This is a genomic window from Enterococcus sp. GC34, from assembly GCF_040886645.1.
GTDB classification, from domain to species: domain Bacteria; phylum Bacillota; class Bacilli; order Lactobacillales; family Enterococcaceae; genus Enterococcus; species Enterococcus faecalis.
Genome location: NZ_JBFOEF010000001.1, coordinates 399,158 through 423,104 on the forward strand (window position 1 = coordinate 399,158; position 23,947 = coordinate 423,104).

The 23,947-nt window shown below is 36.4% G+C and carries 24 protein-coding genes; 3 read left to right on the forward strand and 21 right to left on the reverse strand.

What is annotated here, in order from left to right; all coding sequences use genetic code 11:
- The first annotated feature begins 84 nt into the window (after positions 1-84).
- Positions 85-2,499, forward strand: a complete 2,415-nt coding sequence (locus tag AB3I72_RS01905) for a transglycosylase domain-containing protein (RefSeq protein WP_368023466.1) — start codon at positions 85-87, stop codon at positions 2,497-2,499.
- A gap of 185 nt (positions 2,500-2,684) precedes the next feature.
- Here AB3I72_RS01905 and AB3I72_RS01910 read toward each other — a convergent pair whose 3' ends face one another.
- The 3 genes from AB3I72_RS01910 to ccpA all read right to left on the reverse strand — a co-directional run bounded on the left by AB3I72_RS01910 (position 2,685) and on the right by ccpA (position 5,678).
- On the reverse strand, positions 2,685-3,785 hold the full coding sequence (locus AB3I72_RS01910) for an ABC transporter permease (protein WP_368023468.1): 1,101 nt from the start codon (positions 3,783-3,785) through the stop codon (positions 2,685-2,687).
- Positions 3,778-4,470 (reverse strand): ATP-binding cassette domain-containing protein, encoded by a 693-nt coding sequence (locus AB3I72_RS01915; protein ID WP_086280415.1) that lies wholly within the window; start codon positions 4,468-4,470, stop codon positions 3,778-3,780. The genes AB3I72_RS01910 and AB3I72_RS01915 overlap by 8 nt, the downstream gene beginning before the upstream one ends.
- A 206-nt stretch (positions 4,471-4,676) precedes the next feature.
- A complete protein-coding gene (ccpA, locus tag AB3I72_RS01920) occupies positions 4,677-5,678 on the reverse strand; it encodes a catabolite control protein A (protein WP_002357319.1) in 1,002 nt (333 codons plus the stop codon).
- Positions 5,679-5,892: 214 nt separating this feature from the next.
- Between ccpA and AB3I72_RS01925 the strand changes: the two genes are divergently transcribed.
- A complete protein-coding gene (locus AB3I72_RS01925; protein WP_002408910.1) occupies positions 5,893-6,996 on the forward strand; it encodes an aminopeptidase P family protein in 1,104 nt (367 codons plus the stop codon).
- A 120-nt stretch (positions 6,997-7,116) separates the two neighbouring features.
- Here AB3I72_RS01925 and AB3I72_RS01930 read toward each other — a convergent pair whose 3' ends face one another.
- The 6 genes from AB3I72_RS01930 to hprK form a co-directional block, all read right to left on the reverse strand.
- A complete protein-coding gene (locus tag AB3I72_RS01930) occupies positions 7,117-7,704 on the reverse strand; it encodes a YtxH domain-containing protein (RefSeq protein ID WP_010715256.1) in 588 nt (195 codons plus the stop codon).
- A 15-nt stretch (positions 7,705-7,719) separates the two neighbouring features.
- Entirely contained in the window at positions 7,720-8,151 is a 432-nt protein-coding gene (locus tag AB3I72_RS01935) for a DUF948 domain-containing protein (RefSeq protein ID WP_002357316.1), read from the reverse strand.
- Between the two features lie 177 nt (positions 8,152-8,328).
- Positions 8,329-9,225, reverse strand: a complete 897-nt coding sequence (gene galU, locus AB3I72_RS01940; RefSeq protein WP_002357314.1) for a UTP--glucose-1-phosphate uridylyltransferase GalU — start codon at positions 9,223-9,225, stop codon at positions 8,329-8,331.
- Positions 9,226-9,236: 11 nt separating this feature from the next.
- Positions 9,237-10,259, reverse strand: a complete 1,023-nt coding sequence (locus AB3I72_RS01945; protein ID WP_002357312.1) for an NAD(P)H-dependent glycerol-3-phosphate dehydrogenase — start codon at positions 10,257-10,259, stop codon at positions 9,237-9,239.
- 68 nt (positions 10,260-10,327) lie between these two features.
- On the reverse strand, positions 10,328-11,161 hold the full coding sequence (gene lgt / locus AB3I72_RS01950; RefSeq protein ID WP_368023513.1) for a prolipoprotein diacylglyceryl transferase: 834 nt from the start codon (positions 11,159-11,161) through the stop codon (positions 10,328-10,330).
- A gap of 17 nt (positions 11,162-11,178) precedes the next feature.
- Complete coding sequence (gene hprK, locus AB3I72_RS01955; RefSeq protein ID WP_002357309.1) at positions 11,179-12,114, reverse strand: HPr(Ser) kinase/phosphatase; 936 nt, start codon at positions 12,112-12,114, stop codon at positions 11,179-11,181.
- A 209-nt stretch (positions 12,115-12,323) separates the two neighbouring features.
- Here hprK and AB3I72_RS01960 point away from each other — a divergent pair, with 209 nt between their 5' ends.
- Positions 12,324-13,286: a GIY-YIG nuclease family protein gene (locus AB3I72_RS01960; protein ID WP_368023469.1), complete on the forward strand. Its 963-nt coding sequence runs from the start codon at positions 12,324-12,326 to the stop codon at positions 13,284-13,286.
- 35 nt (positions 13,287-13,321) lie between these two features.
- Here the strand turns inward: AB3I72_RS01960 and AB3I72_RS01965 are convergent, their stop codons facing one another.
- The 12 genes from AB3I72_RS01965 to prfB form a co-directional block, all read right to left on the reverse strand.
- Positions 13,322-13,678, reverse strand: coding sequence for a phage holin family protein (locus tag AB3I72_RS01965; protein ID WP_002357307.1), 357 nt, complete (start codon positions 13,676-13,678; stop codon positions 13,322-13,324).
- The gene (locus AB3I72_RS01970; protein WP_002357306.1) at positions 13,678-14,001 is read right to left on the reverse strand and encodes a PspC domain-containing protein; all 324 of its coding nucleotides are present in this window, start codon (positions 13,999-14,001) and stop codon (positions 13,678-13,680) included. The genes AB3I72_RS01965 and AB3I72_RS01970 overlap by 1 nt, the downstream gene beginning before the upstream one ends.
- Positions 14,002-14,075: 74 nt before the next feature.
- On the reverse strand, positions 14,076-15,677 hold the full coding sequence (gene liaX, locus AB3I72_RS01975) for a daptomycin-sensing surface protein LiaX (RefSeq protein ID WP_368023470.1): 1,602 nt from the start codon (positions 15,675-15,677) through the stop codon (positions 14,076-14,078).
- Positions 15,678-15,885: 208 nt separating this feature from the next.
- Entirely contained in the window at positions 15,886-16,563 is a 678-nt protein-coding gene (phoU, locus tag AB3I72_RS01980; RefSeq protein ID WP_002357304.1) for a phosphate signaling complex protein PhoU, read from the reverse strand.
- 14 nt (positions 16,564-16,577) lie between these two features.
- A complete protein-coding gene (gene pstB / locus AB3I72_RS01985; RefSeq protein ID WP_002357303.1) occupies positions 16,578-17,336 on the reverse strand; it encodes a phosphate ABC transporter ATP-binding protein PstB in 759 nt (252 codons plus the stop codon).
- A 10-nt stretch (positions 17,337-17,346) separates the two neighbouring features.
- A complete protein-coding gene (gene pstB, locus AB3I72_RS01990) occupies positions 17,347-18,156 on the reverse strand; it encodes a phosphate ABC transporter ATP-binding protein PstB (protein ID WP_002357302.1) in 810 nt (269 codons plus the stop codon).
- A 16-nt stretch (positions 18,157-18,172) separates the two neighbouring features.
- Positions 18,173-19,057, reverse strand: coding sequence for a phosphate ABC transporter permease PstA (gene pstA / locus AB3I72_RS01995; RefSeq protein WP_002357300.1), 885 nt, complete (start codon positions 19,055-19,057; stop codon positions 18,173-18,175).
- On the reverse strand, positions 19,057-19,977 hold the full coding sequence (pstC, locus tag AB3I72_RS02000) for a phosphate ABC transporter permease subunit PstC (RefSeq protein WP_002357299.1): 921 nt from the start codon (positions 19,975-19,977) through the stop codon (positions 19,057-19,059). Before pstC ends, pstA begins: the two co-directional genes overlap by 1 nt.
- A 122-nt stretch (positions 19,978-20,099) precedes the next feature.
- Positions 20,100-20,954 carry a phosphate ABC transporter substrate-binding protein PstS gene (locus AB3I72_RS02005; RefSeq protein ID WP_002357298.1) on the reverse strand — a complete coding sequence of 285 codons (855 nt, stop codon included), beginning with the start codon at positions 20,952-20,954 and terminating at the stop codon, positions 20,100-20,102.
- 175 nt (positions 20,955-21,129) lie between these two features.
- Positions 21,130-22,014: a permease-like cell division protein FtsX gene (ftsX, locus tag AB3I72_RS02010; protein WP_002364071.1), complete on the reverse strand. Its 885-nt coding sequence runs from the start codon at positions 22,012-22,014 to the stop codon at positions 21,130-21,132.
- Positions 22,007-22,693 carry a cell division ATP-binding protein FtsE gene (gene ftsE / locus AB3I72_RS02015; protein WP_002361935.1) on the reverse strand — a complete coding sequence of 229 codons (687 nt, stop codon included), beginning with the start codon at positions 22,691-22,693 and terminating at the stop codon, positions 22,007-22,009. The genes ftsX and ftsE overlap by 8 nt, the downstream gene beginning before the upstream one ends.
- A gap of 105 nt (positions 22,694-22,798) precedes the next feature.
- A protein-coding gene (gene prfB, locus AB3I72_RS02020) for a peptide chain release factor 2 (RefSeq protein WP_111997025.1) occupies positions 22,799-23,900 on the reverse strand; the annotation gives its coding sequence in 2 pieces (ribosomal slippage) (positions 22,799-23,827 and positions 23,829-23,900; 1,101 coding nt in all).
- Positions 23,901-23,947 lie beyond the last annotated feature (47 nt).

Consider the following 23,947-nt stretch of genomic DNA (forward strand, 5'->3'; position numbering starts at 1 on the left):
TTTTCTCTTAAGTTTTTTCAACAAAAAATGGCAATTGGTGTAGAAACTATTCATAGAAGCTTTTTTTTGCTATAATAACACAGAATGTATCATTTTATTGAGGTGAAGCTTTTGAAAAATAATTCAAGTAACAATAAGCAAAAACCAAAGACCTCTTCTGGCGGCAATGTCTTTTTACTTATTTTAAATGTCATTATTCGCGTTTTTCAGTCATTAGTGGTTTTTGGGGTTATTCTGATTGTCTTAGGTGGCTCTCTTGGCTTAGGTATCGGAATGGGCTATTTTGCTTTTCTAGTTGAAGATACACAGCCCCCAACGAAGGAAGAATTGCAAAAAGAAATCAGTGATATTACCGAAGTGTCAAAAATGACTTACGCAGATGGTACTCCGATTGCTAACATCAAATCAGATTTAATTCGGACACGAATTAATGGCGATCAAATGTCTCCATTGCTAAAAAAAGCCATTATTTCAACAGAAGATGAATATTTTGAAGAACATCATGGGGTGGTACCAAAAGCGCTAGTTCGAGCGTTAATTTCTGATGCGACAGGTATCGGCGGTTCTTCTGGTGGTTCAACATTGACTCAGCAATTGGTCAAGCAACAGATTTTAACTGACGAAACGACTTTTAAACGGAAAGCCAACGAAATTTTATTAGCTTTACGTATTGAAAAATACTTTTCTAAGGACGAAATCGTGACAACTTATCTAAATGTCTCCCCTTTTGGTCGTAATAACAAAGGTGAAAATATTGCAGGCGTGGAAGAAGCGGCCAAAGGACTCTTTGGTAAAAGTGCCAAGGACTTGAATCTTCCTCAAGCGGCCTTTATCGCAGGACTTCCCCAAAGTCCCATTGTTTACACGCCCTATACTAACACTGGTGCCTTGAAAGACGATTTGTCTTTAGGAATGAAGAGAAAAGATTTTGTTCTTTTCAGTATGTACCGAGAAAAAGCTATTTCACAAAAGGAATATGAAGAAGCCAAAGCCTACGACTTGAAAAAAGACTTTTTACCAACAGAGCAGGCCAATGTCAATACAGAAGGCTATCTATACTACACGGTGTTAGATAAAGCAGTTGAGATTGTCATGGATTTAGATATGAAAAAAGCTAAAGTTAATCGTGATGATTTAGATCAAGTTGGTTTAGATCAATATGAAGAACAAGCACGTCGCGAAATCCAGTCGCAAGGCTATACAATCCAATCGACCATTGATCAGAATATTTACAACACGATGCAAACCGCTGTCGCAAATTATGGTTATTTGCTTGATGATGGCACTGCAGATGTCAATGGGAATACAATGATTGAAACTGGCAATATTTTAATGGATAACGCTACTGGTCGTATCCTTGGTTTTATCGGCGGCAGAAACTTCGATATAAATCAAAACAACCATGCCTTTAATGCCGATCGTCAAGTTGGTTCTACGATTAAACCAATTTCTGTCTATGGTCCTGCGATTGATCAAGGACTCATTGGTTCTGAAAGTCGTCTGGCCAACTACCCAACGACTTATGCTGATGGTCGTGAATTTGTTAACTCAACAACTGTGGATTTAAATCAATTCGTGACTGTTCGGAATGCCTTGAATTGGTCTTTCAATATCCCTGTCGTTCATGTTAATAATGAGCTAAGGAAAAAAATGGGTGATGATAATTTTTCTTACAATCACTACTTAAGTAAAATGAACTATCCAGCTTCAGATGCTTGGGCTTACGAATCTGCGCCATTGGGTCCAGTAGAAACAAATGTTGTAACTCAAACAAACGGTTTCCAAGCGCTTGCTAACAAAGGTAAATATCAAAAAGCCTACATGATTGAAAAAATTACAGACAATAGCGGGCATGTAGTCTACGAACACAAAGATGAAGGAACGCAAGTTTATTCACCGGCGACCGCTTCTATTATGAATGACTTGTTGCGTTCAGTGGTGGATTCTGCGAATACGACAAAATTCAAACCAACGTTAGCTGGCTTGAATCCTCATTTAGCTAGTGCCGATTGGGTCGGAAAAACTGGGACGACTGATGACTATAAAGATTCATGGCTAATTGTCTCTACCCCAACCGTGACACTAAGTTCCTGGGCGGGACATGATTTACCAGCACCAATGACAATGACAAGCGGCGACAATAACGGGAATTATATGGCGAACTTAGCCAACGCGCTGTACTATGCGAATCCAGAATTGTTTGGCATTGGTCAAAAATTTGAATTAGATCCAAGCGTTATTAAATCAAAAGTTTCTGAATTTACTGGTGAAAAACCTGGCTCAATTACCTATAATGGTGCCAAGTTCAACACACCTGGCAAAACAACGACTTCATACTATGCCAAAGATGGTGCACCACAAAGTACCTATAAATTTGGGATCGGTGGAACAGACAGCAATTACGCTTCTTACTGGGGAAATCTTGCTCCACGTGCCACTACCACTACCAATAACAACAACAATAACAATAAAAACAACGATAATAAAAAGAACAACTAAAGAATTTGGTAAGTTAAGCTTGCAACCAAAATTATGTAAAAAAGTAGAGACGTAATCCATCAATTGATGAATTATGTCTCTACTTTTATTGCTTCTCTTATTCTTTACCATCGATACTAGCTCGAGCTATTCAAAAATAGCTCCTACATTTAATGAAATAATATGCAGCAATCAACCTATTTTAACTAAAATAATCCCTTTCTGTTTCTCAAAACAATAGCAGATACTATTAAACTTATTAATACATAGACAACTATCATCTTTAAAGAAAAATCAAATGTGAGACTTATCTCATCCATCGGCTCATACCCATTTCCTCCATTAATAATTTTGGGAAAATTCATATAAGATGTAAAGAAAAATTTATTGGAAATCAGGCTAACTCCTGAAGATAATACCACACCAACAATTAGCAAGCTATGAACAATCAAATTTCCAGTAAACAGTGAAAGCAAGAAACTGAATACTGTCAATGCTAATAACAGCATACCAAACATAATTAGGCTTCTCGACAAATAGTTAGAAAGCGAAATGATTGTAACACTTTGTCCCTTTTCAATAATCGCGACTGGATAATCAGGGTTTCCCAGACCATTTTTGAAAAATGCACTGATTACAGAAAGAAAGATTGACAGATAAGAAACCAATCCGACTGTAAACAAAATACTACTTATTTTAATAGAATATTTTTTCCATAGTTTTAAGGGAAGTCCATTCCATAAAGAAACAGTATTTTTTCTTTTTTCTAAAGTTGCGAGCGCTATAATCATTAAACTAGGGATAATTAATAATAATGTGTATGGAAAATCCATCGATAAAAGAAAACCTAGGTAATTCAAAGCAGGCATTTTAGCAACTTCAGAAGAATCCACTTGTTTGATCCTGTTTTCAGATAAATATTGTAATTCTTTGACTCTTTTTTGTTGCTCAATAATTGGTATACTATACAACGTTCCTTTTAACATTGCATTTAAATTACTTTCTTCCAATTTTTTCTCAGCTTCTAATAAAGCCCATTCATCACCAATTTTGATGGCATTAATTGCTTTCCTTAATTGCTCACTTTCATCTTCTATCTCATTTAAAGTTTCTTTTGCTGCAGGCTCATTTTTCATTTTTTCTTTCGCTTGTTCGTTATTTTTGATTCGGTTTTCATATTGCATTTCTTTAAAAGAAAGTTGTTGGGGTTGAGCTAGCAACGGATAAATTAACATTAAAATAAAGGCTACAAACACAAACCACAGACTCTTCTCTTTCAATATTTTTATCGCTTCTATCTTAAGCATTTCTCTTTTCTCCTCTTAAATATAAGTTATCATATTGTTCACGTAAAGAAAGGTTACGTTGATCATTCTCAACCAACTTTTTATTTTTCATAAATAAAATACGTGTACATGTGTGTTCAACATTATACAAATCATGAGAAGATAAAATAACTATTTTATCTTTGGAAACTATTTCTTTTAAGCACATTATGAATAAACTAACACTAGTAGGATCCAAGCCATTAAAAGGTTCATCTAACAAAAGTATTGTTGCATCACTTGCTAAATACATCGCTAATAATACATGTTGTTTCATTCCGAGAGATAATTTTTTTATTGTTCTATTTTGATATTCTTTCATCTTTAATTGTTCAAAAATATGCTCTATATCGCTACTACTTTTCCAAGCGGCTTTAATATATTCAAGATGTTCTTTCGGCGTCAAATAATCATATAAATTTTTACTACTTTCAATAAAAAATAGTTCTTTTAAATACGTTGCACTTCTACTATTGTAATCAATCTTATTTAAACTAATATTTCCATTTTTTCTAGGGATTAAACCAGATATAGCTTTAAAGAACGTGGTTTTTCCAGTTCCATTAGGAGCAACTAAGCCAATTATTTCACCAAATTCAGCTTGCATAGATAAATTTTTTATAATTGTTCTATTACCATACTCGACAGTTAATTCTTTTACCTTCACAGAAACACCTCTTTTTTTAATCTAAAGACACCATAAGTAATGCTTTACCGACCGATTTTCTAATCAACTTAATCTTATTTTAATTTTAGATCTTACTGTGTATTAATAGCAGAATGCAAGGAAGTAATTCATTAAAAAAAGCACAAGAAGAAATCATTTTCATGATTTCTTCTTGTGCTTTTTTGCATTTCTAATAGAATTTTCTCTTATTTTGTTGAACCTTTTTGATCAATTCCATAAGGTAAAACAACTGTTTTTTCTTCAATTTCTTCTTTGTTCATTAGTTTTGTTAATAAACGCATTGACACGGCACCGATATCATATAAAGGTTGTGTAATACTTGATAGACGTGGACGAGAGACTTCTGTAAGCAATGAGTTATTGCTTGTAATGATTTCAAATTCTTCTGGAACTTTCACACCAGCATCTAGCATCCCATCTAATAAACCAATCGCTAGCTCATCATCTGTAACAAAGGCAGCAGTTGCCCCACTATTACGGACACGCTCAGCCAAATTAATGCCTGCTTTAAATTTATATTCAGATTCAAAAACTAAGCCTTCATTATAAGACAAGCCATTTTCCGCTAAAGCTTCTTTGTAGCCTTTCATTCGGTTTTGACCATTAATTGGATCGATTAATGCACCACTAACAAAAGCAATTTTTTTGTTCCCATTTTTCGCTAAAGTCGCTGTTGCATCTTTGGTTGCTTCTGTGTAATCAATATTAACGCTACCAACTTGTTCGTCTGGATCAATTGAACCTGCTAAGACAACAGGTGTTTTTGAACGTGAAAATTCACCACGAATATCATCTGTAATGCGATGACCCATAAAGATAATCCCATCTACTTGCTTGGCAAGTAAATTGTTTAATACAGTAACTTCTTTTTGATCGTCTCCATCTGAATTAGCTAAAATGATATTATATTTATACATTGTAGCCACGTCGTCAATGCCACGAGCTAATGAAGCAAAAAATGCATTACTAACATCTGGAATAATGACACCCACTGTTGTCGTTTTTTTACTTGCTAAACCACGTGCGACTGCGTTAGGACGGTAATCTAAGCGATCAATCACTTCTAAGACTTTTTTACGCGTTGCTGGTTTTACATTGGGATTACCATTGACAACACGAGAAACAGTAGCCATAGATACATTTGCCTCTCTAGCAACATCATAAATTGTAATTGTTTGTTTTTCCATGTTTCTTCTCCTATAAATATGAATTTGTTCTCATTTTCTGAAAACACTGTTTACATTTCTTTCCTAGCCTAGAATATCAAAATTCTTCTATTTTTGCAACCGTTTTATCGTTTTTTCATGAAAATTTACTTTCCATTTCAAAAGGAACTTTTTGTCATTTCATGTTATGATAGTACTGTGATTCACTTCAGAATAAAAGAAAGAAGGATGTTTTATGAATCAAGAAAAAATTGCCGATTTAAAAAATTGGATGCACCAAGAAAAGATTGACTTCACTTATATTAGTGATCCTGGTCATATCGCTTACTTTTCCGGTTACGAAAGCGAACCTCATGAACGCGTATTAGCTTTGTTTATCGCTGCGGACGACCAATCATTTTTATTTACACCTGCATTAGAAGTCGAAGATGCCGAAAATAGTAGTTGGACTTATCCCGTTTATGGTTATTTAGATAGCGAAAATCCTTGGGAAAAAATTGCGGCATTATTAAATAAACGAACACAAGGCACGCCACGCTTTGCTTTAGAAAAACAAGCTCTTTCTTTAGCTCGTTTCGATCAATTGAAAACCTATTTCCCAGCTAGCGATTTTTCACATGATGTTACGCCTTTAATTGAAAAACTTCAATTAATTAAAACAGAACCTGAAATTCAACGTTTACTAGAAGCTGGTAGTTGGGCGGATGTCGCTTTTGAGATTGGCTTCAAAGCAATTCAAGCAGGCGTTGCGGAACAAGAAATTGTTGCAGAAATCGAGTATCAATTAAAACGTCAAGGTATTCGCTCAATGAGTTTTGATACGTTAGTCTTAACAGGAAAAAACGGAGCTAGTCCTCACGGGGTACCTGGCGAAACAAAAATTGAGCCCCATGACTTAGTGTTATTTGATTTAGGTGTCGTTCATAATGGCTATTGTAGTGATGCCACACGAACAGTCAGCTACTTGGAACCTTCTGATTTCCAAAAAGAAATTTATGGAATTGTTTTAGAAGCACAATTAGCAGCAACAGAAGCGGTGAAACCTGGTGTTACAGCAGGCGAATTAGATGATATTGCTCGAGGTGTAATCACAAAAGCTGGTTATGGTGAATACTTTAACCATCGCTTAGGCCATGGCATTGGAACCACTGTCCATGAATACCCATCGCTAGTTCATGGCAATGATTTAGTCATTGAAGAAGGTATGTGTTTCTCTATTGAGCCCGGTATTTACATTCCTGGAAAAGTAGGCGTTCGTATTGAAGATTGTTTACACGTAACAAAAACAGGCTCCGAACCATTCACTAAGACAACCAAAGAATTGCAAATTATCCAATAGCATAAAAATAAAATGAGGCCATCAGTCAACCGGACTGATGGCCTCATTTCTAAATTTTAAGGTAAGCCGCTGAACAAAAGCAACGCGATATGTTGCTAACTTTCATGAGCTAAACGCTTATTACCCTTTAAATTCTTTTTTTACGTCTTTCGCTGCATCTTTAACATCTTCTTTTGCTTCTGCAGCTTTTTCAGGAACATCTTTGGTGGCTTCTTTTGCTTCACCGACACCAGCAGAAACAGTTTCTTTGGCCGCTGCCGCAGAATCTTTAACGTCAATATAGATATCTTCTGCTGCATCTTCGGCAATTTCACCTAAATCTTCTGCGTGATCTTGAGCATCGTCAGCTGCTTTTTTAAATTGATCAGATAAATCACCTGTTTGTTTTTTAAAGTTATCAAGCATGTCGCCAGAAACACCTTGTGCTTTATCCAATGAATCTTTTGTTTTTTCTTTGACAGAACCTGCCAAATCAGAGGCTTGGTCTGATAAAACGCCGGCTTTTTGTTTTGCGATTTCTGTTAATTCTGTTCCTTTTTGAACAGCATAATCTGTGTAATCTTGCGCTTTGTTTTTTAAATCATCTGTTTGATTTGATAAATCATCACGTAATTCTTTACCTGATTTTGGTGCAAGTAATAATGCGGCAACGGCTGCTGCTGTTCCACCAATTACTGCTCCTAAGAAAAATCCGCCTTTTTTAGCCATAAAAATCTCCTCCAATTAGTTATTTGTTTTTTTATTTTTTGAACGCATTGCTCTAAAAGCAGAACCGCCTACTTTACTCACTAAACCAGCTTTCGCTGTGCCTTTCCCTACGGTTCCTACCTTCGTAATCAAATGTTTACTTGAGGTGTTCAATTCAGAGACACTTTCGCTTAAATCAGCAACGGCCGTAAACAACGGATCAATCGTTGCCACTTTTTGATTCACATCTGTCAATAGTTCATTACTTTTAACAAGCAAGCCTTCCACTTGGCGACTCAATACATTCACATCGCTAGTCACGACTTTGATTGTTGTATTTGTTTCATCAATTGTATCTTCAATTTTTGAAACAACTTGAGAAACTTTATATAACACAAGTACTAAAAAGATGACTAAAACAACAAATGCTACCGCTGCAATTAAGGCAGCAATTTCCCCACCTGACATATCATTACTCCCCTCTGAAATTTTATTTATAATCTTAGGATAACACCAACTTATATTTTTCACAACTCATAAAGCTAAGAATGACAATTTATTTTATAAAATTCTCATGCCCTTTTCTTTAAGAAAATAAGCGTAAAATTTCCTTCTAACGAATTGAAATTTTACGCTTATTTTTATTTATTTTTCTTTTGGTTGCTCTTTTTTCGCTAATTGAGCACCTAAATTAATAATGTATTCTCGTAAATTATCTTTTACTTCTGGATGAGTCAAACCATATTCAATGCTTGTTTTCATAAACCCAAATTTATCGCCAACGTCGTAACGTTCTCCTTTAAACTCACGAGCAAAAACGCGTTGTGTTTTATTTAAAGTGTCAATCGCATCTGTTAACTGAATTTCGTTACCAGCGCCTGGTTTTTGATTTTCAAGTACATCAAAAATTTCAGGGGTTAATAAATAACGGCCGATAATCGCTAAATCACTTGGTGCTTCCTCAGGTTTTGGTTTTTCAACAAAATTCTCGACATTGTATAGTCCTTTTTCGATTTCTTTTTCTGGATTGATAATACCATATTTTGAAGTATCTTCATGGGGTACTTTCATTACCGCAATTGTCGAAGCATGTGTTTGTTCGTAATCATCCATTAATTGTTTCGTTAATGGCACTTTATCTTCCATTAAATCGTCGCCTAACATCACGACAAAAGGTTCATTGCCAACAAATGCTTTCGCTTGTAAAACAGCGTGTCCTAAGCCTTTCGGATGGGATTGACGAATAAAATGTAAATTAACATCCGTTGTTTCTTCGACTAATTTCAATAAATCGGTTTTATTTTTTTCTTTTAAATTATTTTCTAATTCAACATTTGAATCGAAATGATCTTCAATCGGACGTTTGGCTTTGCCTGTCACAATTAAAATATCTTCGATTCCTGAAGCTAGTGCTTCTTCTACAATAAATTGAATCGTTGGTTTATCAACAATCGGTAACATTTCTTTTGCCATCGCTTTGGTAGCCGGCAAGAAACGTGTTCCTAACCCAGCTGCTGGAATAACTGCCTTTTTAACTTTCATCTTTTTTCCTCCTAAAAATCAAGTGTAAATTCGTTTTCGGTTTTACCATCGCGCAACATGATTTCTTTTGCTGCTTGTTGTACATCTTCGTCATTGTACAAGACATTGTAGATTGTTTCTGTGATTGGCATTTCGACTTCTAGTTGTTGTGCCAATTCATAGGCTGCTTTAGTTGTTGAAACACCTTCCACAATCATGCCCATGTTTTCTAAGACTTCATCTAACTTATGGCCTTTTCCTAATAAATTACCCGCACGCCAATTTCGAGAATGGACACTTGTACAAGTAACAATTAAATCCCCAACACCACTTAAACCAATAAATGTTAATGGGTTTGCTCCCATCGCAACCCCTAAACGACTAATTTCTGCTAAACCACGAGTCATAATTGCCGCTTTGGCATTATCACCAAAGCCTAAGCCATGAATCGCTCCGGCGCCCAAAGCAATAATATTTTTTAAGGCCGCCCCTGTTTCTACACCAATCACATCATCATTCGTATAAATTCTAAAGTAATCATTCATAAACAACTCTTGCACATACACAGCGTCTGCTAAATTTTCGCTTGCTGCTGTAATGGTTGTAATGTCATGAACAGCGACTTCTTCTGCATGGCTTGGACCAGATAAAACCACAATTCCTTGCCGTTTTTCTGCTGGAATCTCTTCTGCTATCACTTCTGAAATCCGCTTATGTGTACCTTGTTCGAGCCCTTTACTTGCATGAATAATAATTGGTTTTGTTTTTAAATGTTGGGCCACTTCTTGTGCTACTGAACGAATGGCTTTAGTTGGTACCACAAACAGTACCGCATCAACATCTACTAAAGCAGTGGCTAAATCAGTGGTTGCCTGAATTGAAGTAGGTAAGATTAATTCTGGTAAATAATGTTTGTTGGTATGTTTTGTATTTATTTCATCGATTTGCTCTGGTTTATTTCCCCAAATACAGACCTCGTGTCCATTTTCGGCTAATACTTGAGCTAAAGCTGTCCCCCAGGAGCCTGGACCTAAAACAGCGACTTTTTGTTTCATCGGTGAAACTCTCCTTTCGCTAAACAACGTTACTTCTCTAGTTTACCATATTCTTCGATCAAGTTGGATTAAGAAGTTGTTATTTTTTTCTTTTGTTTCTCCCGATTGTAAAATTTCAAATTGGGATTCCTTCTACGAACAATCACAATAACAATTGCTGCCACGAACATCACTAAAGACAACAATTGTGAGACACGAATGTTACTAAACGCATACAAACTGTCCATCCGTAAGCCTTCGATGAAGAAACGGCCGAAAGAATACCATATCATATAACCTAAAAAGACTTCGCCTTCTTTTAAAAAGTGTGGCTTTTTGCGTAATAACAATAAAACGATAAAGCCTAAAACATTCCAGACAGATTCATATAAAAATGTTGGCTGATGATACGTTCCGTTGATATTCATGTTATCAATGATAAACGTTGGTAAATGGAGATTTTCTAAAAATTGTCTGGTGGTCGCTGGCCCATAGGCTTCATGATTCATAAAGTTGCCCCAGCGACCAATTGCTTGCGCTAAAATCACACTTGGTGCGGCAATATCTAAAAAAGTCCATGTAGAAATGAAACGATGACGCGTAAAGAAAAACAGCGCCAGTCCCCCACCAATAAGACCACCATAAATCGCTAAGCCACCATTTCGAGTAAAGAAAATTTCAATCGGATTGTCTACATAATCTTGCCATTGAAAAGCGACGTAATACAAGCGCGCGCCAACAATTGCTGCAGGTAATCCCCAGAGCATAAAGTCAAAGACATCATCTTCTTTTAAACCAACACGAACAGCTTCACGACTACTTAGCCAAACAGCTAAAGCAATCCCTGAAACAATAATAATTGCATACCAATAGACGGGAATACCGAAAAGGCGAAATGCAATTGAATTCACTTGAGCTAACATCATCACATCTTCTCCTTCTATTCTCCTGAATTTTCTTCAATTAAACGGGTTAAGCGCTCTTCAAACGTTTTTGTTGCATCATAGCCCATTGTTTTCGCGCGGAAGTTCATTGCTGCCACTTCAATGATAATGGCCACATTTCGGCCGGTCTTAACAGGAATACGAATCTGAGGGACATCAACGTTAGCTATTTCAACCATTGCATCATCACTACCGAGGCGATCATATTTCTTGTCTTTTTCCCATGCCTCTAAATAAACGACCAATTGAACTTGCATAAAGCCACGGACCGCACTAGCTCCAAACAGGTTCATGACGTCAATAATTCCGATACCACGAATTTCAATTAAATGCTGCAAAATTTTTGGTGGCTCTCCAACCACGGTTAATTCATCTTGCTGATAAACATCGACGCGATCGTCTGCGATTAGCCGATGGCCACGTTTAATAAGCTCTAAAGCTGTTTCACTTTTACCAATACCGCTATCCCCTTGAATCAAAACACCAAGTCCATAAACATCAACTAAAACCCCATGGACACTTGTCCTAACAGCTAAACGGCCATCTAAATAACTGGATAGTTCCCCTAGTAAACGGGAAGTTGAAATCGGTGAACGTAATACAGAAACCCCATTTTCTTTTGCTGCTGTGATTAATTCTTCGGGGATTTCTAGTCCTCTGGATACTATAAAGGCTGGAGTATCTTTCGCACATAAACGGCGCATCACTAATAAACGCTCTTCAGGCATCATTCGTTCCGCAAAGGTAATTTCTTTGCTCCCAAATAATTGTAAACGGTCATGGGAATAATAATTAAAATACCCAGTTAATTCTAAACCTGGCCGGGAAATTTCACCAGTTTTAATTGTTCTATTTAAGCTTTCTTCATCTCCGTATACTACTTCTAAAGAAAGATTTTCTACCAGTTGATAAATCTTTACCACTTCTGTCATATCGAATGTCAGTCCTTTCTGCTACTTGTTATATTTTATCATTTAAAAATACAAGTTTCTAGCTATTCACTAGATAATTCCTAGAATTATCATATTTCAAAAAAATGAAACTATTTTTCAGTGAAATTATCTATGCTATTTCTGTTACTTGACTATTTCAGAAAACTTTGTATACTTGAAGCCGATCCTTTTAAGAAAAGAGGAAACTTATGAAAGAATATTTAAAGGAAAAAGCCCATCAATTACCGTTAACACCGGGTGTTTATTTAATGAAAGACGCAACCGACACAATTATTTATGTGGGCAAAGCCAAAAAATTGAAAAATCGCGTGTCGAGCTATTTTATTAATAGTCATCAACATTCTCGAAAGACGATGCGTTTAGTCAAACAAATTATAGACTTCGATGTTCTCCATACTGACACAGAATTGGATGCGCTCCTTCTAGAATGTCAACTGATTCAACAGTATCGGCCGCGCTACAATCGCCAAATGAATGCTTATGAACAATATTCTTATATATCGGTAGCCGTTAATGAGCGGCAATTAGAGATTAAACTCTTAAATATTCCCACTAAAGAGAACTGTTTTGGTCCTTATTCGATTCGTCGAAAATTAAACCGTTTAAAAATAATTTTGGATAGTATCTACGATCTCGTCCCACCCAACTATTGGCATCAAACCTTTCAAAAAGAGAGTGCCATTCCGACCGAACTATTTCAACAAGAATTGTTCGACTTTTTCCATAATCAAGGACGAGAACCAATCAAACGAATCGCTCAACAAATGCAAGAAGCTGCTGAAAAACAAGCCTTCGAAAAAGCGGCAAAACTCAAAGAAGATTGGCTCTTTCTGACGCGCTTTGCAAACCAAAATCAACGAATTAGTCAAGCTAACCAACGAGATTGGCAACTGATGTGGTTACCTTGTCAAAAAAAAATCAAATACTATTTAATTTACCAAGGCTTGGTGGTAGCAACACGTGTTGTAACTAAACAAACGTTTCAAAAATATTCACCGCTTGAACTAGCAAAAAAAATCATGCCCAAAAAACCACCGAAAACAATTGAGCATTACTCGAAGCAACAAGTTGATTTTTTAAACATTTTATATGGCTATATCAGCCGCCATCCAGAATGTCACCTAGAAAATTTAACCATCGAAAAAGCCTGAAGAACGCATTTTATGCTACGTTCTTCAGACTTTTTTTATTCATATTTAGATAAATTGTGATCCGTAACGATCGTATTAACAATTGACATAATTACAGCCATTAGCACCGCTGCCCAAAAACTTGAGAAGCCAAAGTTCATTTCCCCCACAAAAAACGAGGTCATTTGTAAAATCGCTGCATTGACAACAAAGCTAAATAGACCAAACGTTAATAAAGTAAATGGGAGCGACAAGATTGTTAAGACTGGTTTCACCAACATATTTAGGATTGAGAGAACAAAGGCGGCAATAATTGCAGGCATTATGCCTCTCACATGAATCATGCCAGGAAAAACAACTGATAAAGAAATGAATGTCAGTGTATTAACAACCAATCGCTGAAAATATGTCATTAAAAGTCACTCCATTCGTCATCATCAATTTTTTCCGCTTCTTTACGTTGCTTTTTATTGGCAGCATAAGGATTTTCATTGCGAACATTTCTATTATAAGGATTTTGATGGCCGTAGCCGCGATCGCTTCCTGTTCTGCCAGAAGGGATCAAGACTGCTAAGGCAATGTATAAGAGAATGCCTGGAAATCCTGCTGAGAAAAAGCTGAGCAAGACATAAACAACACGAATAATTGTTGGGTCAATTCCTAGCCAATCAGCAATCCCAGCTAAGCTTCCTGTTAAAACCACGTTATTCGGAGATTTTGTTAGTTTTCTTTTCATATGTTTTCACCTCGTCTACTAAATTTTACACTAGAAAGGCTGATTCGTCAGCCCATCTAGCTTAAAATTATTAATTATTTATCCGTATCTTTTAGGAAAATACTTCCCGTTGTTGTAGAAGCATTAATTTGAGCCATTGATTCTTCCAGTACACGTCTAAAATGTAATTGTTGATTGCCGCGATCTTTCTTTTCACGAACAACTTCAATATCTGTTAAACGGCTGTTAATACTACCTAAATTCGTTTTCACTTGCCCTTCAACGCCTAAGTCATTTGGCAAGGCCAACTTGATATTCCCATTTGCAGAGCTTGCTTCAACACGGCGAAGCGTTTTTTCTTTAGCTGTAATGCGGATATCTCCATTAATCAGAGAGACACTTAGACTTTCTGGTGCCGCGGAAATAGACACATCACCATTGACTGTTTCAATAATGTTATCTAAAATCGTTCCTTCTAGGACTTTAATTTCACCATTCACGCCTTCAATTTCTAACATAGTTGCATCAATTTTTTTAAACGTAATCGTCCCATTCGTTGATTTTGTGTAAACATCTTTCGCTGTTAACTCTTCTACTAAGACATTTCCGTTTAATAATTTAACAGATACATGATCATAAGTGCGTTTTGGTAAATAGAACGTTAAATCTGCTTTCACCCGTTTGTTTGGCACTTGGAAAGAAATTGTTTCATCATCCACATCAATGTCACTTCGTTCTAAGAAAGCTTCCATTGGTGAATCTCCTGCCATTTTACCATATAATTTGATTTTTGCTTCGACTTTCACATCTTCTTGATCCCAAGTTTTGAAAACCACGGTACCATTTGCTACCTTGACATCAATTAAACTTGCCTGTGGATTTGGATAGTTAAACTCATGTTCAAACTTAGTTGTTGCCACACCAGGAACTTTCATTTTAATGTCTTTCCATTCCACATTATCATTCATGGTATCACTGAAAGAATTAAATGTTTTTTTCAAGAATTCTCCCACTTGACCACCAACTTCGGCAACTTTGCCGCCGACTTGGTTAAAGGTGTCTGTGGCTTGATCTTTCCACTCTTCAGAGAATTGAGAAGAAACTTTTTCTTTTGTATCATTCCATTGACCTTTCCATTGTTCTTTGCGAATGTTTTTTAGTTCTTCTTCCAGTGCTGTTTTTTCAGTACTTTGAGTCGCTAATTTTTCTTCTAATTGTGCAAGTAAAACGTGCAAGTCTTTTCGTTGAACTTGTTCATCTTCTGTTAATGCATCTAATTCTTCTTTTGTATCTAATGTTCCAATTTCTTCTGCGACTTCTTTAATTTCTTCTTTGATGCCGGCAATTTCTGCGTTGACTTCGTCCAATTCAGCCGAAGCACGATTGGCTTTTGTTGCTAACTCATCAAGAATTATTTCTAAGTTTTCACGATCTTTTTCTGCACTGTCCTGTGTATTTTCTTCAAACGAATCAACAGTAGGTCCTTCTGATTCGCCTTTTTCTAATGCATCCATTAAATCTGCGACTTGATCTTCTTTATTTGTTGTTCCAATATTTTGTGTATCAACTTTTTCAGCAGCTTTTTCGATTTGTTTTTCATCTTTTTCAGTTGCCATATTTTCTAATAAAATTAACGCTTCTTCTGACGTTAGAATACCTTTTTTCACTAATTCTAATACGCGTTCTCTTTCTTTCATGGATATTGCCTCCTTAGCAAATTTTTCACTCAATAGTGTTTTCCTTACATGCATTATTATGCCTTGTTTTTGATCATTTGTCATAGGACTTAAGAACGATTTCTTCTCATTAGTAAGGACTAGTTTTATGAAATCAGTTCATTTTACGTTAAAAAAACTAGGAATTGGTCTAAAAAAGGCCGTCTCCTAGTTTTTTTATTTGTTTATCTTAAAATTGTTCGTCACGATTACTATTCAATTCGGTAATTTTACCAGTTGCCAAGTAAACAATCCACTCACAAATATTTGTGACATAGTCGCCAATTCTTTCCAAGTATTGTGCCACATGTAGATAATCAGTTCCGCTAATGACCGTTTCTGGATTAGCTTTCATTGCTTCTACGGCATGTTTGTAAATACTATCGAAATATTCATTAGTACGATCATCCATTTGTGCAATCATTCGTGCATCTTTTTGATCCGTTTTAACATAGGCGATTAAAACATTATCCACCATTTTTTTCACATAATCAGACATATCTGAAATTTCTTTTTCAATTTCAGGAATACGTGTTTCTCCTTTTAAGCGAATCGTTGATTTAGCAATTGAAACGGCATGGTCCGCCATTCTTTCTAAATCCGAACTAGCTTTCATAACAGTGATAATCATACGTAAGTCTGTTGTCACTGGTTGTTGTAACGCAATCATTTCAAAACTCTTTTTCTCAAGTTTGACTTCCATATCATTGATTTCAATATCGCGATCAATCACTTCTTGAGCTAATTTTTTATCATGATTAATATATGCCTTCACGGATTTATGGACGGCACTACTAACCATCATACCCATTTCATAAAATTGATTGTGCAGATTTAATAGTTCTTCTTCAAATTGTGTCCGTAACATTCTTTTTCCCCCTTTTAACCAAATTTACCAGAAATGTAATCTTCTGTTTGTTTTTCTTTTGGATTTAAAAATACTTTTTTCGTGTCATTAAATTCAATTAAATCACCTTGTAAAAAGAAGGCCGTTTTATCAGAAATCCGTGATGCTTGTGACATATTATGTGTCACCATAATCATGGTATATTTCTCTTTTAATGTTAACAGCATGTTTTCAATTTTACCACTAGAAACTGGGTCCAAGGCGCTAGTTGGTTCATCTAATAAAATAATATCTGGTTCCACAGCTAAAACACGAGCGATACAAACCCGCTGTTGTTGTCCACCAGAAAGTGAAAGTGCACTTTTGTGAAGTTTATCTTTGACATCCTCCCAAACGGCAGCAGCTTTCAAACTGGTTTCAACTGCTTCATCTAAGACTTGTTTGTCTTTGACTCCTTTTAGGCGCAAGCCATAAATCACATTTTCATAAACTGAAAATGGAAATGGATTAGGCTGTTGGAAAACCATCCCAATTTCTTTACGCAATTCAACGTTATCTGTTTTCGGTCCATAAATATCTTTTCCTTTATAGACGACACTTCCAGTAATAGTTACGTCTGGGATTAAATCATTCATACGATTCAAGCAACGTAAATACGTTGATTTTCCGCAACCAGAAGGACCAATCATGGCAGTTAATTCTCCTTGATTAAAAGTTAAATCAATGCCTTTCAATGCTTCTTTTTTCCCGTAATATAAATGTAAATCTTTTGATGAAATAATTTCTTTGCCCATCTTGCTCCTCCTAACCAAAATGTCCTGAAACGTAGTCTTCCGTTGCTTGAATTTTTGGTCGTGTAAAGATTTTTCTTGTATGGTCGTATTCAATGACTTTGCCCATATAGAAGAAAGCTGTATAGTCACTAATCCGCGCCGCTTGTTGCATGTTATGTGTCACAATGATGATCGTGTAATCATCTTTTAAATTCACTAACGTTTCTTCAACCGTTCCTGTTGAAATCGGATCTAACGCGCTTGCCGGTTCATCTAACAATAAAATATCTGGTTTCATCGCAATTGCCCGAGCGATACACAAACGTTGTTGTTGCCCACCAGACAGAGCTAAGGCGCTTTTGTTTAAGTTATCTTTCACTTGATCCCAAAGTGCGGCTTGCTTCAAACTTGTTTCAACGATTTCATCTAATTTTTTCTTATCCTTTTCACCATGCTGTTTCAATGCGAATGTGATATTTTCATAGATAGATTTACTAAATGGATTGGGCCGCTGAAAAACCATGCCAATGCGTTTTCTCATTTCGTAGACGTCAACTTCTTTCGTATTGACATCGACATCTTTATACATGATTTTTCCAGTAACACGTGAATTGGCAATGCCATCGTTCATACGATTTAGCGAACGTAAATACGTGGATTTACCGCAACCAGAAGGTCCAATTAAGGCGGTTATTTTGTTCTTTTCAAATTGTAAATCAACACCTTTGATAGCCTCATTGTCCCCGTAAAAGACATGTAAGTCTTCCGTGTGTAACGCAATCGGGTCTTTTTGGCTATCTAGTTGAAGTAAATGGGTATCATTTAAATTGTATTCTTTCATGCTAATTCCCCTAACATTAAGCTGATGTCATTCTCTTATAAAGACGGTTGCCGATAAAACGAGCGCCGAAATTGAAAAGTAAAACTACTAAAATTAACACAGCGGAGGCACCTGCTGAGACCGCAGCGCCATCTGGCATCGTACCTTCAGTATTAATTTTCCAAATATGCACAGCCAACGTTTCCGCTTGACGGAAAATACTAATTGGACTTGAAACGCTCAATGGATTCCAATTACTGAAATCTAAGGCAGGTGCGCTTTGTCCTGCTGTATAAATTAGCGCAGCGGCTTCACCGAAAATCCGACCAGAACTCAAAATAACACCTGTCAAAATTCCTGGTAACGCTTCTGGCAAAATAACTTTTTTAACTGTTTCCCAACGTGAAAGACCTAAGGCTAACCCCGCTTCACGCTGTGTATAATGAATGGCTTTCAAAGATTCCTCAACATTTCTAGTCAATAATGGTAAGTTAAAAAATGTTAATGCTAACGCACCTGATAAGATTGAAAAGCCATATCCGATTTGTACAACGAAAATCAAGAAGCCGAACAGCCCGACAACAACGGAAGGCAATGAACTTAAAATTTCAATCGAGGTACGAATTAAATCAGTTAACCAATTCTTTTTTGCATATTCCGATAAGTAAATTCCAGCACCTAATGAAATTGGAATACTTATAATCATTGTAATCAATAGTAAATATAGTGAGTTGAAAAGCTGAATGCCAATCCCACCACCAACTTGATAGGCTCTGGATGGTTGTGTTAAAAATTCCCACGAAATATGCGGAATTCCTCTAGCTAAAATGTAAATCAGTAAGGCCGCCAAAATTAAAACAATGACGCCAGATACGGCATATAAGATACCTGTTGCGATTTTATCTGCTTTTTTTGCATTCATTATTTTAAGGCTCCTCTCTTACCGATAATTCGGATAACAATGTTGAATAGTAAAGACATCAACAATAGAATCAAAGCTAAAGACCAAAGAACGTTGTTTTCAACTGTTCCCATAATCGTATTCCCAATCCCCATTGTCAAAATACTTGTTAGTGTCGAAGCTGGTGTTGTCAAACTAGTTGGCATCACAGCTGCATTTCCGATTACCATTTGGATTGCTAAGGCTTCACCAAACGCACGAGCCATACCAAAGACAACCGCAGTTAAAATACCAGGCACAGCTGCCCGCAAGACAACTTTATAAATCGTTTGCCAACGCGTAGCACCAAGCGCCAACGACGCTTCACGATAATGTCGAGGCACAGCTTTTAGCGCATCCACGGTCATTGTAGTGACCGTTGGTAAAATCATAACAAATAGTACAAAAGTACCAGCTAAAATACCGAAGCCAGTTCCGCCAAAGATTGAACGGACAAAAGGAACAATGACAGATAAACCAATAAATCCATAAACAACAGAGGGAATCCCTACAAGTAATTCAATAACTGGTTGTAAAAATTTCGCTCCTTTTTTAGGTGAAATTTCTGTCATAAAAACAGCCGCTCCAATCGCAAATGGTGTCGCAACAATCGCTGATAAAAACGTTACAATAAAGGAACCCGCAATCATTGGTAAAGCCCCAACCATGGGTTTACCGTCTGCGCCGATATCACTTGGGTTCCAGTTTGTTCCAAATAAGAAATCAAACACGTTAATCTTATCTTTAAAGAATGTAGCAAGTCCTTTACTTGCAACAAAATAGAAAATTGAAACAACCACTGCTACAATTAAGGCAATACATAGGAAACTAATAAATTTCCCTCGTTGCTCCATCTTGGCTCTTTTCGATTTTGTTAATAATTTTTTCTGTACATCTTCCAAGAATATTTCCTCCTCAAACAATCCAACTTTTACAGATAAAAATAGTGTACCTTTTTTACATCAATTTGTTTTTAATAACATGTAAATTTTATGTTAAGTTTGTAAATTTTGTGTTAAGAGAATTATTTAATGACATTTCCTTGCCAATCCCGTTCAATTTCCATTTTCGAAACAGGAATATACCCTAATTGACCAATCACACGTTCTTGGATATCATCTGACAACATAAAATCTAAAAACTCTTTGGTTAAATCACTTGGATTTTTACGAGTGTACATGTGTTCATAAGACCAAATAATCCATTTATTGTTCATTACATTTTCATCTGTTGGCTGAACACCATCAATACTTAACGTAGCTACTTCATCAGTAACATATGAAAATGCGGTATAACTAATCGCTCCTGGTGTATCAGAAACAATGGAACGAACCATGCCGCTGGAATCTTGTTCTTGCGCACGAATGGCTGTTTTATCTCCCAAGACCCACTTTTCAAAAGTCGCACGCGTACCACTACCGGCCGCTCTATTCAAAATAACAATTTTTTGATCTTTTCCGCCAAGTTCTTTCCAGTTTGTTACTTCACCTAAAAAGATTTTCTTTAAATTTTCCATTGAGATATCTTTGACACCGACATTTTTGTTAACGATTGGTGTAATCCCAACAACAGCAACTTTATGATCAATTAAGTCTTCCGCTTTGATGCCCTTTTTCTCTTCTGCAAATAAATCAGAATTACCAATGTCTACCGCACCAGATTGGACTTGACTCAGACCTGTTCCGCTTCCGCCACCTTGGACATTAATAAATCTTCCCGGATTTTGGCTTTGATATTCCTCACTCGCTGTCTCTACTAATGGTTGTAAAGCTGATGAGCCTACCGCTGTGATGGATTCACCACGATCAATCCATTTTGCACATCCTGTCAAAGTAAGTATACTTGCCAAACCAATAAATAATAGCAATCTTTTTTTCATCGATTCATTATTCCTCCAATTAATTTCAATCTATTCTATTTTACCATTATATGTAGGACTTGAAAATTATAAGTTATCAATTTGTTGGTACAACTGAGAAAACTCTTAAATTAAATAACAAGTATTTTAAAACTAAAACAAAAAAAGCTCTCCAAAATGGAGAGCTTTTTTTCGTTTAAATTTTCAAGAAACGACGCATTGAAATAACTGAACCTAGTGATCCAATAATCATTCCTGTTGCAATCATTAATAGATTAACTTTCCAGATAAAATCTTCTGGACGAATTAATGAATAATTCGAACGCAATAACTGCGGGTTAAACATGTTATAAACTTGATGGTAGCCTAACGTCATAATAATGACTGGCACGATTGCGCCAATCAACCCAATCCAAGCACCTTCTAAGAAGAACGGCCAACGAATGAAACTGTTTTTCGCTCCTACAAGACGCATAATTTGGATTTCTTTTTGACGAGATAAAATCGTAATCCGAATGGTGTTGGAAATTAAGAACACTGCAACAAATAAAAGTAATGCAGCAGCTGCTAAGCCCCAAGTTCGAACGGTTTGAGCGATTTTAAAGATTTTGTCTGAGTTTACACCACCGTAATCGGCTTTAAAAACACTTGGGAATTTAGCTGCTTGTTTCGCAATATCTTTCGTGTCTTCTGGTGTTTTTGCACGGACATAATACACATCATATAATGGGTTACTGTCGCCTTCGAAAAGATTCCAGGCATCCCCCATTTGTTCTTGGATTTTTTTCAATTGTTGATCTTTGTTTGAATAAGAAATATCTTCAACATTGTCTAATCCTTTAAGTTGTTTTTCTAATGTTTTCATTTCATTTTGTTTTGTACCAATATCGACAAAGACAGACACTGTCACGTTTTTTTCGATATCATCAGCAAGTTTCGTTGCATTAAAAATAACGCCCATAAAAATACCAACTAAAACTAATGTAATTGTAACCGCACTTGCTGAGGCAACAGTCATCCAACCGTTCCGTTTTAAACTTTTGATACTTTCAAATAAATGAGAAAAGAATGTTCTAATCATCGTAGCCGTATTCTCCTTCCACTTGGTCACGGATAATGCGACCATTTTCAATGGCAATAACACGGTGACGAATCGTATTTACAATTGTACTATTATGCGTTGCCATCACGACTGTTGTTCCTTGTGCGTTAATCCGGTCCAACAATTTCATGATTTCCCATGAATTCTCTGGATCTAAGTTTCCAGTTGGTTCATCGGCAATTAAAACTTTCGGTGTATTTACGATTGCTCGTGCAATGGATACCCGTTGCTGTTCCCCACCAGAAAGTTCGCTTGGAAAAACACGTACCTTATGTTTTAGACCGACTAAATCTAAAACTTCCATCACGCGTTTTTTGATTTCGCGAGGACGTCGTCCGATAACTTGCATCGCATAGGCCACATTCTCATACACAGTTTTCTTTGGTAATAGTTTATAGTCTTGGAAAACGATGCCGATTTCACGACGTAAATAAGGAACTTCTTTATTTTTTATTTTCATTAAATCATGACCTGCAACTGTCAAATTACCTTTTGTTGCTTTTTCTTCACGATACATTAATCTAATAAAGGTTGATTTCCCTGCACCTGAGGGACCAACCACATAGACGAACTCGCCTTGGTCAATCTCTACTGAAATATTTCGAATCGCTGTTGTACCATTCGAATATTTCTTCATTACATCTTTCATTTCAATCATGGCGTTCTCTCCATCTCTTTTTTCTTCAATACTACTCATTATAACATGTCAATATTGCAAACTTCTTGCATTAAGTTACATTTTTATTTCAATTTAATGAAGAGCTTAACTTAAGCGCTGTTTTAAGTAGGCATCAATGAAACCATCAAGGTCTCCATCCATCACAGCTTGCACATTGCCAGTTTCGTAATTTGTCCGATGGTCTTTGACCATTGAATACGGATGGAACACGTAAGAACGGATTTGTGAGCCCCAGCCAATTTCCATTTGTTCACCACGTAAACTTGCTGCTTCTTGGGCTTTCTTTTCCATTTCCAATTGATATAATTTGGCTTTTAACATACTCATTGCTTGCTCACGGTTTTTTAATTGAGAACGTTGTGCTTGGCTTGCGACAACGGTACCTGTTGGAATATGTGTGATTCGAACAGCCGATTCTGTTTTATTAATATGCTGACCACCGGCACCACTTGCTCGATAGGTATCAATTTTTAAGTCATCTGGATTGATCGCAATTTCTATTGTATCGTCTAATTCAGGCATTACATCAACTGAACAAAACGAAGTATGACGGCGTTTAGCGGAATCAAAGGGCGAAATCCGCACAAGACGATGGACACCTTTTTCAGATTTTAGGTAGCCATAAGCATTGTAACCTTTGATTAATAAGGTGACACTTTTAATCCCTGCTTCATCTCCAGCTTGGTAATCCAACGTTTCAACTTGGAAACCGTGACTTTCTGCCCAACGTGTATACATTCGTAAAAGCATACTTCCCCAATCTTGTGATTCAGTACCCCCGGCACCAGGGTGTAATTCAATTAGGGCGTTATTATGATCATATGGCTCATTTAGTAGTAAGGATAGCTCATACGTTGTTAAACGTTCTTGCAAGAGATGAATTCTTTCTTCCAATTCTTCTTGAATCTCTGCATCATATTCTTCTTGTTGTAATTCAAACATCACCGTTAATTCGTCCAGTTCCTCAGAGAGCTGATGAAATTGTTGATATTTTTCTTTCAAACTATTGGTTTCGTTAATTAGCTTTTGAGCCGTTTCTGTGTTGTCCCAAAAACCAGGTTCTCCCATCCGATTTTCCGCCTCGGCAATGTCTTCTTCTAACTGGTCTAAGTCAAAGAGACCTCCTGAAGCTAGTAATTTTTTGTGTCATTTCGTCTAATAATGTACGAATTTCTGGGTTTTCCAAAATGATTCCTTCTTTCTCTTTATTGTAAAAAGAGCAAAGGCGGGACA